The 12,324-nt window shown below is 57.7% G+C and carries 15 protein-coding genes; 12 read left to right on the top strand and 3 right to left on the bottom strand.

Going from position 1 to position 12,324, the window contains the following annotated elements; translation table 11 throughout:
- The first annotated feature begins 18 nt into the window (after positions 1-18).
- Genes ACR0JE_RS04590 through ACR0JE_RS04580 form a run of 3 tightly spaced genes read left to right on the top strand, consistent with a single transcriptional unit; the run spans position 19 to position 3,223 of the window.
- The gene (locus tag ACR0JE_RS04590) at positions 19-768 is read left to right on the top strand and encodes a biotin--[acetyl-CoA-carboxylase] ligase (RefSeq protein WP_480863297.1); all 750 of its coding nucleotides are present in this window, start codon (positions 19-21) and stop codon (positions 766-768) included.
- Between the two features lie 11 nt (positions 769-779).
- A complete protein-coding gene (locus ACR0JE_RS04585) occupies positions 780-1,559 on the top strand; it encodes a type III pantothenate kinase (protein ID WP_480540848.1) in 780 nt (259 codons plus the stop codon).
- The gene (locus tag ACR0JE_RS04580; protein ID WP_480863294.1) at positions 1,556-3,223 is read left to right on the top strand and encodes a ribonuclease J; all 1,668 of its coding nucleotides are present in this window, start codon (positions 1,556-1,558) and stop codon (positions 3,221-3,223) included. The genes ACR0JE_RS04585 and ACR0JE_RS04580 overlap by 4 nt, the downstream gene beginning before the upstream one ends.
- A gap of 8 nt (positions 3,224-3,231) precedes the next feature.
- On the opposite strand, the gene ACR0JE_RS04575 is transcribed toward ACR0JE_RS04580, so the two are convergent.
- Together ACR0JE_RS04575 and ACR0JE_RS04570 are read right to left on the bottom strand one after the other, a co-directional pair.
- Positions 3,232-3,933 (bottom strand): NUDIX hydrolase, encoded by a 702-nt coding sequence (locus tag ACR0JE_RS04575; protein WP_480863292.1) that lies wholly within the window; start codon positions 3,931-3,933, stop codon positions 3,232-3,234.
- A gap of 28 nt (positions 3,934-3,961) precedes the next feature.
- On the bottom strand, positions 3,962-4,360 hold the full coding sequence (locus ACR0JE_RS04570; RefSeq protein ID WP_480498836.1) for a DUF983 domain-containing protein: 399 nt from the start codon (positions 4,358-4,360) through the stop codon (positions 3,962-3,964).
- 200 nt (positions 4,361-4,560) lie between these two features.
- Here ACR0JE_RS04570 and ACR0JE_RS04565 point away from each other — a divergent pair, with 200 nt between their 5' ends.
- Genes ACR0JE_RS04565 through ACR0JE_RS04550 form a run of 4 tightly spaced genes read left to right on the top strand, consistent with a single transcriptional unit; the run spans position 4,561 to position 6,462 of the window.
- The gene (locus ACR0JE_RS04565; protein WP_480547782.1) at positions 4,561-5,025 is read left to right on the top strand and encodes an EF-hand domain-containing protein; all 465 of its coding nucleotides are present in this window, start codon (positions 4,561-4,563) and stop codon (positions 5,023-5,025) included.
- Between the two features lie 6 nt (positions 5,026-5,031).
- A complete protein-coding gene (locus ACR0JE_RS04560; protein WP_480863290.1) occupies positions 5,032-5,646 on the top strand; it encodes an RNA polymerase sigma factor in 615 nt (204 codons plus the stop codon).
- A complete protein-coding gene (locus tag ACR0JE_RS04555; protein ID WP_480863288.1) occupies positions 5,639-5,992 on the top strand; it encodes a hypothetical protein in 354 nt (117 codons plus the stop codon). The genes ACR0JE_RS04560 and ACR0JE_RS04555 overlap by 8 nt, the downstream gene beginning before the upstream one ends.
- Complete coding sequence (locus ACR0JE_RS04550; RefSeq protein WP_480863286.1) at positions 5,989-6,462, top strand: periplasmic heavy metal sensor; 474 nt, start codon at positions 5,989-5,991, stop codon at positions 6,460-6,462. Before ACR0JE_RS04555 ends, ACR0JE_RS04550 begins: the two co-directional genes overlap by 4 nt.
- Before the next feature lie 2 nt (positions 6,463-6,464).
- Here the strand turns inward: ACR0JE_RS04550 and ACR0JE_RS04545 are convergent, their stop codons facing one another.
- Positions 6,465-7,865 carry a diguanylate cyclase gene (locus tag ACR0JE_RS04545; RefSeq protein WP_480863284.1) on the bottom strand — a complete coding sequence of 467 codons (1,401 nt, stop codon included), beginning with the start codon at positions 7,863-7,865 and terminating at the stop codon, positions 6,465-6,467.
- 89 nt (positions 7,866-7,954) lie between these two features.
- Here ACR0JE_RS04545 and ACR0JE_RS04540 point away from each other — a divergent pair, with 89 nt between their 5' ends.
- The 5 genes from ACR0JE_RS04540 (at position 7,955) to ACR0JE_RS04520 (ending at position 12,321) form a co-directional block, all read left to right on the top strand.
- Positions 7,955-8,236, top strand: coding sequence for a DUF3572 domain-containing protein (locus tag ACR0JE_RS04540; RefSeq protein ID WP_480547786.1), 282 nt, complete (start codon positions 7,955-7,957; stop codon positions 8,234-8,236).
- A gap of 23 nt (positions 8,237-8,259) precedes the next feature.
- Complete coding sequence (locus ACR0JE_RS04535) at positions 8,260-8,952, top strand: HAD family hydrolase (RefSeq protein WP_480540866.1); 693 nt, start codon at positions 8,260-8,262, stop codon at positions 8,950-8,952.
- Between the two features lie 119 nt (positions 8,953-9,071).
- The gene (locus ACR0JE_RS04530; RefSeq protein WP_480540868.1) at positions 9,072-10,631 is read left to right on the top strand and encodes a trimethylamine methyltransferase family protein; all 1,560 of its coding nucleotides are present in this window, start codon (positions 9,072-9,074) and stop codon (positions 10,629-10,631) included.
- Positions 10,632-10,744: 113 nt separating this feature from the next.
- Positions 10,745-11,332, top strand: coding sequence for a heme NO-binding domain-containing protein (locus ACR0JE_RS04525; protein WP_480863282.1), 588 nt, complete (start codon positions 10,745-10,747; stop codon positions 11,330-11,332).
- Positions 11,329-12,321 carry a GGDEF domain-containing protein gene (locus tag ACR0JE_RS04520; protein WP_480863280.1) on the top strand — a complete coding sequence of 331 codons (993 nt, stop codon included), beginning with the start codon at positions 11,329-11,331 and terminating at the stop codon, positions 12,319-12,321. The genes ACR0JE_RS04525 and ACR0JE_RS04520 overlap by 4 nt, the downstream gene beginning before the upstream one ends.
- Positions 12,322-12,324 lie beyond the last annotated feature (3 nt).

Below are 12,324 nucleotides of genomic sequence, written 5' to 3'. Positions count from 1 at the left end.
GAGCGGGCCTTTCCTGTCGTGAGCAATTGGCCAGACGGATACGGACTGCATGTTGTGCAGGAGATCGACAGTACCCTGAACGAGGCTGCCCGTTTGGCACCGCAGGCGCAAGGGCCTGTTTGGATTATGGCACATCACCAGACCGCCGCGCGTGGTCGGCGGGGCCGGGCCTGGACGCACCCAAAGGGTAATCTGGCGGCGACGCTGCTGATGCGCCCCAGTGGCGATCCCGAGCAGGCCGCATTGCGGAGCTTTGTGGCGGCGCTCGCGCTGTTTGATGCCTGTGTTGCGGTGACAGGTCGTGCGGCGGGTCTGGCGTTAAAATGGCCCAATGATGTGTTGCTGAATGGTGGCAAACTGGCGGGTATTTTGCTGGAAAGCACGGGGCAGGGTCGCAGTGTCTCTCATCTGTCGATCGGGATTGGCGTAAACCTTGTGGACGCTCCGGGCACAGATATGGTCGAGCCTGGCGCGGTACGCCCGGTCTCGCTCTTGTCCGAGACCGGGGCACAGGTCTCGCCCGAGGATTTCCTGACCGAACTCGCCGCCGCTTTTGCAACCTTAGAGGCGCAATTCGTGACCTATGGGTTCGAACCCATCCGCAGCGCATGGCTGGCGCGTGCAGCCCGGTTGGGCGAGGTCATCACCGCTCGCACCGCAACGTCCGAAACAGTGGGAACCTTTGAAACGGTAGACGCGGGGGGCAACCTTGTCCTAAACACCGCGAAAGGCCGCGTCAGCATTCCCGCGGCGGATGTGTTTTTCTGAAGGGGGCTCAGATGCTTCTGGCCATCGACTGCGGCAATACGAACACTGTGTTCTCGATCTGGGACGGCGATAAGTTCCTGTGCACCCTGCGCACATCGACCCACCATTCGCGCACCGCTGACGCCTATTTCACCTGGTACTCGACGCTGGTGAAACATTATGGCATCGAGGCTGAGATCAGAGATGTAATCATCGCGTCGACTGTGCCGCGTGTTGTCTTCAACCTGCGTATCTTTGCGGATCGGTTCTTTGGCTGTCGTCCGCTGGTTGTGGGTAAACCCGATTGCTTATTACCGGTGCCTCCGCGTATTGACGAAGGCACGGTCCCGGGGCCGGACCGTTTGGCCAATGCCGTTGGTGCGTTTGACCGCCATGGCGGCAATGTGGTTGTCGTGGATTTCGGCACCGCAACCAATTTCGATGTTGTTGCCGCAGATGGCGCCTATGTCGGGGGCATCATCGCACCGGGTGTGAACCTCAGCCTTGAGGCCTTACACCAAGGGGCCGCCGCCCTACCGCATATTGACATCACGCGCCCGGACAAGGTGATTGGTACGAATACGGTTGGCTGTATCCAATCGGGCGTGTATTGGGGGTATTCCGGTCTGATCGAAGGGCTGATTGCCCGCATCAAGACCGAATACGGAATGCCGATGAAAGTCGTTGGAACCGGAGGGCTTGCACCCTTGTTCGATCAGGCCGACGTGGGGTTCGACGCAATCGAAGATGATCTGACGATGCACGGCCTGACCGTGATCCATCGCTATAACAAGGAAAATGGCTCAACATGAGCAGCGAAAGACTGATCTACCTGCCGCTGGGCGGGGCCGGTGAAATTGGGATGAACGCCTATGTGTACGGCTATGGCACGCCAGGCAAGGAACGTCTGATCCTTGTCGATCTTGGGGTGACGTTTCCGGATATGGACACCACACCGGGGGTGGATCTGATCCACGCAGATATCTCATGGCTGCGGGAACGTGCCGATCGGCTTGAGGCCGTGTTTGTCACCCATGCGCATGAGGATCACGTTGGCGCCGTTGCTCATTGCTATGAGGCGCTGGGGGCACCCGTTTATGCGCGCGCCTTCACGGCCAAAATCGCGCGCCGCAAGATGGGAGAGCATGGCCACCCAGAGGACACGGTCCATACGGCTTCGGCCTGGCCAGAACAGGTCTCGGTTGGCCCGTTCACGGTTGGCTTTCTACCTGTATCACATTCGATCCCCGAAAGCGCTGCACTGGTGATTGATACGCCTGCAGGTCGGATCGTGCATTCGGGTGATTTCAAACTGGACGCAAATCCAGTGGTGGGCGAACCGTTTGATCCCGATCTCTGGGCCGAGGTTGCTAAATCGGGCGTGAAGGCGCTGGTTTGTGACAGCACGAATGTGTTTTCGTCTCATCCCGGTCGTTCCGAGTCCGAAGTCGGGCCTGAGATCACCAAGCTGGTCGAAAGCGCCGAAAGCATGGTCGTCGCAACCACTTTCGCGTCGAACGTGGCGCGGGTGAAGACACTGGCCGAGGCCGGGCAACGGGCTGGCCGGTCGGTTGTTTTGCTGGGCCGCGCCATGCGTCGGATGATCGAAGCGGCGACGGAAACCGGCATACTGTCAGACTTTCCTAAGGTGATCAGCGCCGAGGAAGCAGTGGAACTGCCACGTCAGAACCTCATGTTGATTGTAACTGGCAGCCAGGGCGAGCGCCGCGCTGCCAGTGCGCAGCTGGCACGCGGCAAATATCGTGGGATCGAGTTGAAAGAGGGTGATCTATTCCTGTTTTCATCCAAGACCATCCCCGGCAATGAGCGTGGCGTGATTTTCATCATGAACCAGCTCAGCGAAAAGGGCGTCGATGTGGTGGATGACAGCTCGGGGCTCTACCACGTCTCGGGCCATGCAAACCGGCCTGATCTTGAGAAAGTGCATGCGTTGGTTGATCCACAATTCGTGGTTCCGATGCATGGGGAACACCGCCATCTGCGTGAACACGCCAAGCTGGCTGAAGCTGGCGGACGGACGGGTGTTCTTGCTGTGAATGGTACCATGCTGGACCTGACTGGCAACGCGCCCAAAGTAGTGGATTATGTCGAAACCGGACGCACTTATCTGGACGGTACCGTTAAGATAGGCGCGTTGGATGGGATCGTGCGTGACCGTATCCGTATGGCACTAAATGGCCATGTGACTGTGACCGTTATTCTGGATGAAGAGGATGAACCGCTGGGTGAACCCTGGTGCGACACGATGGGTCTGCCCGAGATTGGAACATCGCGTGCTGCGCTGGTCGAGGTGCTGGAAGAAGATTTGAACCAGTTCCTGAGGCGGGCCGAGGCCAAGACGTTGCGAGACGATGACAAGCTAGAAGAGGCGATGCGCCGGATCGTGCGCCAGACGGCAAAAACCGAGATCGGCAAAAAGCCCGAAGTGACGGTCGTAGTCAGCCGGATGAAGTAAGCCGGGCGTCAGTCGACATCCGGCATCGGAACGCCCCTCAGGCGGAAAAACAGGCTCGCCTCGTCATTGTTGCTGTAGAATGGCACCGACGCGGGCGGGCTGGGGTCAGCGACACGGGTTTCGATTTCGGCCAGCACGACCTCGGTGATGAAGGGCAGGTCCAGATCGCGGGCGCGGTTCAGTTTGACCCATTGCAGATGCGACAGCTCATCCGAGGCGCGGCTGAAATCATCCAGATCTCCTTGAATCTGATCTGCATCCACCAGGAAGAACCGCGCATCGAACCTGCGTGGTCGACCCGGCGGGGTGACCGCGCGAAACACAAACTGCAGTGCATTGGCCGATGGCAGGAAACCCGAGTGGGCAAAGCCCGACCAGTCTGCTGGGACCTCGCCTTGCCAATCACCGGGCCGACCGAGGATCAGCCCGGTTTCCTCCCACAGCTCGCGGATCGCTGCTGCGGCCAGTGCCGATTGCAAACCGGGGTCGGAATGCTCGGCCAGGCGATCATGGCAGAGGGCAGGCAAGGCATTTGCAAGCGTAATATCGGCGTCTGCCGGATCAACCGCCCCACCTGGAAACACGAACTTGTTCGGCATGAAGACGGCATTCTTGCCGCGCTGCCCCATCAGGATCGACGGATCAGACAGCCTGTCGCGCAACACGATGACCGTTGCGGCGTCTCGTATCGCGGTCTTATCGATGCTCATGCGTGGTTGGTTCCGGTGGTAGGCGTCATCAAGCCTTTTCAAACCCGTTCATACGACGGGCCCATTGATAGGCCACGACGGCGCCTTTCAGCCGGGGCAGCAGGTACAAAGACAACGCCACACAAGCGATCGAGAGGCTGATCGCCATGGTCCAGGGATCCGGTCGCCAATGCACATACGAGACATGCAGAACAGGTGCCAGAAGGTGACCAACCAGAAGGATCGTCAGATAGGCCGGGCCGTCATCGGCGCGGTGATGAAACAGCTCCTGCCCGCAATTTGCGCAGTGGTCGTTCACCTTCAGATAGCTGTGCAGCAGCTTGCCTTCACCGCATTTGGGGCATTTGCAGCGAAATCCCTTGACCAGCGCGGGCCAAGTCTCGCGCTCATCTGCGGTTTCAGTCGATTTGTCGATTGTCTGGTCCATAGCAATACTCATGCGTTCGCCTTTCGCAGATATTGCGCCCGAATGGTGCGAGTTAAAAGGGGGGTGCGTCGCTTTGCGCCGATGTGATTTTTAGGGCCCGCGCAAAAAATATGCGATCCAAGCGACGGAAATACCCGCGGGGTGCGTTTGAATGGGTATGAGCAGCGGTGATGAGGCCGCTTCAAAAAGGGGAAAGACCTATGAAGAACTCAATATTTATTTCGGGGATCATTCTTGCCGCGGTTGCAATCACAGGCACATCCGTTTTGGCAGCGGGTCCCAAAGATCGCCAGCCAGCTTCGTTCCAAGAACTGGACGCGAATGGGGATGGTCAGATCACCAAAGATGAAATGACGGCCCATCGCAACGCACGGTTTGCAACCGCTGATACCGATGGCGATGGTCAGCTGAGCGTGGATGAAATGCAGGCCGTAGCGCAGCAGAGATCCAGCGATCGTGTAACCAAGATGTTCGAAAAGCATGACGCAAACGGGGATGGTTTTCTGAGCGATGATGAGTTGCCGAAACCGCGCCGGGCTGACAAGATGTTTGACCGGATCGATGCCGATGACAGCGGCGGCATCTCGGAACAGGAATTTGCTGATGCAAAAGACAAAATGGGTCGACACAAAAAGCGCCAGAAGGCGGACGCCGACGATAGCTGATGCAGGATGGAGGATCTGACCTCCCACTCACAGACCGGTTGCGGTGGCACCTCCGCCGCAACCGAACTTGGCGACGATGCGTTGCTAAGGCGCTTTGCTGATGGCGATGCGGGCGCGGCACGGATTTTAACCGACCGTCTGGGCCCGCGCTGCTATTCGGTGGCATTGCGCGTGTTGGGAAACCGGGCTGAGGCCGAGGATGTCACGCAGGAGGCGATGATGCGTCTGTGGCAGATGGCGCCCGATTGGGTGCCGGGGCAGGCCAAGGTTTCAACATGGCTCTATCGGGTGACGCTGAACCTATGCACCGATCTTCGGCGCAAGAAACGGCCCGAGCCGTTGTCAGATGTGCCCGAGCCCGAGGATGACAGCGCCGGTGTCGTCGAGCAAATGCAGGACGTCGCGCGAAAGGACGCGCTGCAAGCGGCTCTAGACATGCTGCCGGATCGGCAGCGGCAAGCGGTTGTGCTGCGCCATATCGAGGAATTGTCCAACCCCGAGATTGCCGGGATCATGGAGATTTCGGTAGAAGCGGTTGAAAGTCTGACCGCGCGGGGAAAACGCAGTCTGGCCGCACTTCTGGCCGAACGACGGGATGAACTGGGGTACAAGAATGGCTGATAAGGATATGGAACTGGATCACCTGTTCGCCGAGGCCCGACAGCGCCGGGATGCGTTGCCGGATGATCTGGTTGTGCGGATACAGACGGACGCCGAGGCGGTTCGGCTGGAACGTCTTTCAAAACTATCGAGGCCGACGCAAGGCCTCTGGTCTCGCGTCACGGGTCAGCTTGGAGGCTGGCAGGGATTGGGCGGCTTGGTCGCTGCAAGTGCTGCCGGGGTTTGGATCGGATTTTCAGCGCCTGCATTTCTGCCTGATCCTGCTAGCTTTGTTGGGGGGCAGGATGCTGCCTATCTGGTTTCGGATCTGGGATTTGACACAAGTTTTCTGGAGGCTGCGGAATGAGCGCGGAAACCAAACCGAAGCGGCGTTGGATGCCGATTGTTCTGGTCATCTCGCTGGCTTTGAATCTGTTGGTCATCGGAATGGCCGCAGGGACTGCTTGGCGCCTGAAAGGAAGCGATCACGCCAAGGCGCCGCCTGGCTTCGGGCCTGCCTTGTATCGCGCGTTGCCGAAAGGCGAGCGCAATGCCATGTGGCGGGAATTATCTGCGCTGCACAGAAAGGGGGCCAAGGAGCGGGCCGAGGATTTCGCCGCCATGTCGCAAGCTTTGCGGGCTGTTCCGTTTGACCCGGCTGCGGTTGAGGTTCTACTGCAGCAGCAGACCCGCTCGATGGTCGACATTCAGGACGAGCTGAAAACTCGCTGGCTGGCGCGCGTAACCGCGATGTCAGATGCCGAGCGACAGAAATACGCCGATCGCCTGCAAGAGGTGGTCGCACGTGGCCACAAGGGAAAAAAGGATAGAGACTGAGATTAGGCTGCGCTTTGCCTGATCCGGACCTGATTGCGCCCGGCTTTCTTTGCAGCATAAAGCGCTTTGTCCGCAGATTTCAGTAACCCGTTTACAGGTTCGCTTTGTTCCTCTGCCGACAGGTCCGAAGGCAAGGCGTACTTTAGGCCAATGCTGATCGTAACAGAGACTGGGGTCTTATGATCAGACAAGTGAAAGGGTTGATCGCAGATACTGTCGCATACCGCTTCGGCAAGCTTCAGCGCGCAGGCGCGCGACATGTTTGCTGCGCCGATCATGAATTCCTCACCGCCGATACGGGCGACAAAGCCTGCGTCTCCCAGCACGTGTTGCATACGTTCGGCAGCTTGTTTCAGCACCAGATCGCCGCTGGCATGCCCAAAACGGTCATTGATTGCTTTGAAATGGTCAAGATCGGCCAGCATCACGACAAACCCACGTCCGGACTTGGAAGACTGACGCGCCATTTGTGCCATTGCGTGCATTCCATAGCGACGGTTGTGCAAGCCGGTCAGAGGATCGATCCATGAATCCGCGATGCCGCGTTTCAATGAAGCGCGCATCTTGTCGATACGGGTTTTTCGCGCCAGTTGATTGGCCAGTCGCAACTGGATCTCCTGCGCGCAGTAACCCCCGAGGCAAACGGCATCTGCTCCACGATCCAAGGCCTCGGATGCCATGGCAGCGTTCTTGTCGGTCAGAACCCCGATCAGAACCGTATGACGCGTTGCACCGCGTGACCTGAGATCAGCCAGGATGTTCAACCCCGATGGGCTGGTATCCAGTTCGATGATAATCGCGTCAGACGGGGGGGCGGACAAAAGCGTCTGCAAACTTGATTGCGTGTGCCAGCCAACGGAATGCGGTGACTTGTCTGCAAGGTCTTTACACCAAGTGGCACCGGTCCGAGGGGACAGGGACAGAATGTCAACCCGCGCTGGTTCGAACGGTGAGAGGAAGGCGCTCGTTTCTTCTGCAAAGCCAATGCTTTGCGTCCCGTGATTGACGCGCAGATCCTGGGTGTCCGCGCGCGCGCGCAACAGGCTTCGAACGCGGGCCAGCAGCAACGTGTCCTTGAACGGGTGGGTCATGACGTCATCAAGACCGTCCTCTAGCGCGCGCAGGCGGACGGCTTTGTCATTCTGTGGGGCAAGGGCAATCACCGGCACATCGCCCAGGTCGGGTTCGCTCAGGATCAGTTTCTTCACATCTGCCGCCGTCCCATCTGGCAGGGAATGCGCAGTCAGCACCAGATCAGGCCGCGTCCGCCGCAAGAGTGCCCCAAGTCCTTTAAGCCGTTCCCCTTGTACTACATGGTACCAGGCCGCTGTCAGCTGAACCTTCAGCATGATGCGGTTGGTTGATACCCCGTCGAGGACAAGGATGGTTCCCTGCACGGACATTGTTGCTCACCCATTGATTGCATGCGTCAACAAAGTGTTTATGAGTCTGGTTAACAAACCCTTTCCAAGATCGTTTTCAGGGCCTGTTCATGTCACTTTCCGCCGATTCCGCCGAAACTCTGGCCCTAACCGTCTTGGGTTGGCTGGTCGGAAATGAGGAGCTTTTGCCGGTCTTTTTAGGCTCAACCGGCGCTGCATCCGAGGATTTGCGCGCCAGTGCGGGCGATCCGGCCTTTCTGACGTCAGTGCTGGATTTTCTGCTCATGGATGATTCGTGGATCGTTGCGTTTTGTGACTCGCATTCAATTCCCTATGAGCATCCAGCCCAGGCGCGCGCCGCGCTTTCGGGTGGCGAAATCCACTGGACTTGATCCCATCCCTGCAGGAGCATCTGATGCCAATTGACGCTATTGTCTTCGACAAAGACGGTACTCTGTTCGATTTCGCCAACACTTGGGGCGCGTTTGGGCGATCCCTTGTGATGCGCCTGACAAACAATGATGAAACACGGGCGGCTGCGCTGGGCGATGTGATCGGCTACGATCTTGCACAGGATCGATATGTTGAGGATAGCATCGTGATTGCCTCAACTGTCGAAGAGATTGCGGAATTCATGCTGCCACATGTCGATGGCTTCACGCTGACTGGGCTCATCGACGTTATGAATGTCGAAGCCGCCGCTGCCACGCAATCCCCAGCCGTGCCGCTCAAACCATTTCTAGAAGGCCTTCGAAAATCTGGGCTCAAACTTGGGGTGGCCACAAATGACAGTGAACACCCAGCTATGCAGCATCTGACGTCGGTCGGAATTCAGGATCATTTTGACTTTATCGCGGGCTATGACAGCGGCCATGGCTATAAGCCGGGGCCAGGTCAGTTGTTGGCCTTTGCCACGCATGTCGGGATCGATCCGTCGCGCATCGCGATGGTGGGGGACAGCCTGCATGACTTACAGGCCGGGCGCGCCGCTGGTATGGTCACCATTGGTGTGCTTACCGGGGTTGCCAAGACCGAGGCGTTGGCCCCGATGGCGGATGTCGTCTTGCCGGATATCGGGCATATCCCGGCCTGGTTGGAAAGAAACTGACAACACCAATTAGAAATTCGGCACATCGGGACTAAAAACCGACAACTTCTGTCGCAGATAGAACGGCTGAGATGCGGTCTTCAAGGCTTGCTTAGAAATTAGCAAAGCAGGAGAGGACTATGGCTGATACCAATACCCGCAGACGTCGTGGCGGCGGTCGCGCAGGCGCAGCGGCTCGTCGTGGTAGTGCTGTGATTGATCAGATGCCATGGAATCCGCCGGTTAATATCGACCGCCCGACCGAACCTTTGGGTCCAGAGGGCGTGGAAGCGATCCATGATGGCGCGATGCGCATCCTCGAAGAGATCGGGATCGAGTTCTACAATGATGAGGCCATCGGCATCCTGCGTGAAGCCGGGTGTACCATCGATGGTGACAATGTGCGCATGGGCTGCGATTTCGTCATGGAGATGATCGCCAAAGCCCCCAGTCAGTTCTCGATCACGCCCAGAAACCCGGACCATACGATTCAAATTGGTGGCAAGAACCTTCTGTTTGGAAATGTATCGTCCCCTCCGAACTACTGGGATATGGAGATCGGCAAGAAGGTTCCGGGCAATCGCGAGATGTGCCGAAACCTGCTGAAATTGACCCAGTATTTCAATTGTATTCACTTTGCCGGCGGGTATCCGGTTGAGCCGGTCGATCTGCATGCCAGCGTCCGACACCTGGACGTGCTCTATGACAAGCTGACGCTGACAGACAAGGCGATGCACGCCTATTCGCTGGGCAAAGAGCGGGTCGAAGACGTGATGGAGATGGTGCGGATTGCCGGCGGGTTGAGCCACGAGGAGTTCGAGGCGACCCCGCGGATGTACACCAACATCAACTCGACCTCACCACTGAAGCACGACTATCCGATGATCGACGGGTGCTTGCGTCTGGCACGGCGTGGTCAGGCGATTGTCGTGACGCCGTTCACCTTGGCTGGTGCTATGGCACCGGTGACAATGGCGGGCGCTGTAGCTCAGTCGCTGGCAGAAGCCCTGTGCGCAATTGCGCTGTTCCAATATGTGCGCCCCGGTACGCCCTGTGCCATTGGAACATTCACGTCAAATGTTGACATGAAAACAGGTGCGCCTGCCTTTGGTACGCCGGAGTATATCCGTTCAACCCAGATGACGGGGCAGATGGCCCGGTATTACGATCTGCCGATGCGGTCTTCGGGGGTATGCGCCGCCAACGTCCCGGACGGGCAGTCGGTTTGGGAGACGTCGAATTCCCTCTGGGCGGCTGTGCAGTCGGGTACGAATATGGTCTATCACGCGGCAGGTTGGCTGGAAGGGGGGCTGATCGCCAGTCCCGAAAAATTCATCATGGATTGTGAGGTTCTACAGCAAATTCAACGCTATATGGACCCCCAGCTTGTAGCCACCGGCCCGGATGAGATTGCGCTGGACGCAATTCGTTCGGTCGGAAATGATGGCCACTTCTTCGGCATTCAGCACACTCAGGACCGCTATACCACGGCGTTCTATCAACCCTTCCTGAGCGATTGGAAAAACTACGAAGGCTGGGAGGTTGCCGGAGGTATCTGGACGGCTGAGCGTGCGCATCACATGTTCAAAGAGATCATTACCAGCTTTGAACCCCCGGCTTTGGACGATGGCATCCGGGACGAACTGGCCGATTTTGTTACCCGTCGTAAGGCCGAAGGCGGGGCACCGACTGATTTCTGACCCGAAAACTATCGCTTTGATACTCGGTTGCATTCTCCGCAACCGGGGGTAGATTTTGGGTAATTGTTAAGATTTATCCGACCAAAGTGAGATGGAACCAAATGGGGCATCTTATGCATGGTCTGATAAATCGGGCGATCCAGTCTTTTGTTTGCGCGACCTATGGTCAATCGTGCTGGCTGCGCGTGGCTGAGACTGCGCGACTGGGCTTTGTCGAATTCGAGGCCATGTTGACCTATGAAGACGATGTCCTGTTCCGGGTTCTGGAGGCGCTAAGCGCTGAACTTGGCCGCCCGCAGCCCGAAATACTCGAAGATGTTGGAACTTATCTGGTCTCGCATCCCAATATGGAAGGGCTGCGGCGCCTGTTGCGGTTTGGCGGTGTCAGCTATGTCGAATTCCTGCACTCGCTGGATGATCTGCCAGATCGCGTCCGCCTGGCAGTCTCAGACCTGACCCTGCCCGCGCTGGAATTGCGAGAGCTTTCGGTGACTGAATATCAACTGCTCTGCCATCCCGGTCTACCGGGCTATGCCAGCGTCATGGTTGGGGTACTGCGGGCGATGGCGGATGACTATGGCGCTTTGGTGATGCTGTCGGAGGATGGTCAAAAGGACAGAGCTGAGGTCATATCCATCATGTTGGTCGAGACTGCTTTTGCCGAAGGACGTCACTTTGATTTGGGGGCGCGAAACGAATGACTAAGCCTCAGGATCTCGCACAGCTGCTCGAGACCCTTTGCCCGATGTTCATGCTGCTGGATGACAAAGGTCTTATCCAGAAGGTCGGACCGACATTGCAAAAGCTGCGACCAGATACGCCCCTGATCGGCAAAAGCTTTCTGGATGTGTTCCAGTTGATCCGACCACGGACCGTCACGACCATTCCGGCGCTGATGTCCATGGCCGGTGCAAAGCTGCATCTGAAGTTCCATGATGAGCCACGCACCGCTTTGAAGGGCCTGGTCGCCCCATTGCCGGATGGCGGCGGGGCAGTGATCAATCTGTCTTTCGGGATTTCAATTCTGGATGCGGTGCGGGATTATGCCCTGACTAGTGCCGATTTCTCGGGCACCGATCTGGCGATCGAACTGCTGTATCTGGTCGAGGCAAAATCTGCCGCGATGGAGGCGTCACGCTCGCTGAACCTGCGGCTGCAGGGGGCGATGCTTGCCGCTGAAGAGCAGGCGTACACCGACACATTGACTGGCCTGAAAAACCGCCGCGCGATGGATCACATGTTGGCGCAGCTCAGCGCGGCAAACGCGACATTTGCACTGATGCATTTGGATCTTGATTTCTTCAAATCCGTCAATGATCGCTTGGGGCATGCAGCCGGGGATTATGTGCTGCAACAGGCCGCCCAGATCATGGTCGAGGAAACCCGGTCGAACGATATGGTAGCGCGGGTTGGGGGTGATGAGTTCGTCATCATCTTCAAAGGTCTGACCCAGGAAGAAATTCTGTCATCTATAGCGGATCGTCTGATCAAGCGTCTTAACGAACCGATGATGTTCGAACAACAGCCCTGCCGCATATCCGCAAGCATCGGAACCGCGCTGTCGACGCAGTTCGAAACGGTAAAAGCGGCTGACTTACTGCATGCCGCCGATCTGGCCTTGTATCAGGCCAAACGAGAAGGGCGGTCGCGCCATCGGTTATATTCCAGCCTGTCACAGGCCCGCACCTGATCT

Source organism: Ruegeria sp. H3 (assembly GCF_056533095.1).
Note: the sequence above shows the minus strand (reverse complement) of the source record. Positions and strands in the feature narration are given on the sequence as shown.

Coding starts and splice junctions, on each gene's coding strand:
- ACR0JE_RS04585 (WP_480540848.1), top strand. CDS start 780: ATGCTTCTGGCCATCGACTGCGGCAATACGAACACTGTGTTCTCGATC.
- ACR0JE_RS04580 (WP_480863294.1), top strand. CDS start 1,556: ATGAGCAGCGAAAGACTGATCTACCTGCCGCTGGGCGGGGCCGGTGAA.
- ACR0JE_RS04575 (WP_480863292.1), bottom strand. CDS start 3,933: ATGAGCATCGATAAGACCGCGATACGAGACGCCGCAACGGTCATCGTG.
- ACR0JE_RS04570 (WP_480498836.1), bottom strand. CDS start 4,360: ATGGACCAGACAATCGACAAATCGACTGAAACCGCAGATGAGCGCGAG.
- ACR0JE_RS04565 (WP_480547782.1), top strand. CDS start 4,561: ATGAAGAACTCAATATTTATTTCGGGGATCATTCTTGCCGCGGTTGCA.
- ACR0JE_RS04560 (WP_480863290.1), top strand. CDS start 5,032: ATGGAGGATCTGACCTCCCACTCACAGACCGGTTGCGGTGGCACCTCC.
- ACR0JE_RS04555 (WP_480863288.1), top strand. CDS start 5,639: ATGGCTGATAAGGATATGGAACTGGATCACCTGTTCGCCGAGGCCCGA.
- ACR0JE_RS04550 (WP_480863286.1), top strand. CDS start 5,989: ATGAGCGCGGAAACCAAACCGAAGCGGCGTTGGATGCCGATTGTTCTG.
- ACR0JE_RS04545 (WP_480863284.1), bottom strand. CDS start 7,865: ATGTCCGTGCAGGGAACCATCCTTGTCCTCGACGGGGTATCAACCAAC.
- ACR0JE_RS04540 (WP_480547786.1), top strand. CDS start 7,955: ATGTCACTTTCCGCCGATTCCGCCGAAACTCTGGCCCTAACCGTCTTG.
- ACR0JE_RS04535 (WP_480540866.1), top strand. CDS start 8,260: ATGCCAATTGACGCTATTGTCTTCGACAAAGACGGTACTCTGTTCGAT.
- ACR0JE_RS04530 (WP_480540868.1), top strand. CDS start 9,072: ATGGCTGATACCAATACCCGCAGACGTCGTGGCGGCGGTCGCGCAGGC.
- ACR0JE_RS04525 (WP_480863282.1), top strand. CDS start 10,745: ATGCATGGTCTGATAAATCGGGCGATCCAGTCTTTTGTTTGCGCGACC.
- ACR0JE_RS04520 (WP_480863280.1), top strand. CDS start 11,329: ATGACTAAGCCTCAGGATCTCGCACAGCTGCTCGAGACCCTTTGCCCG.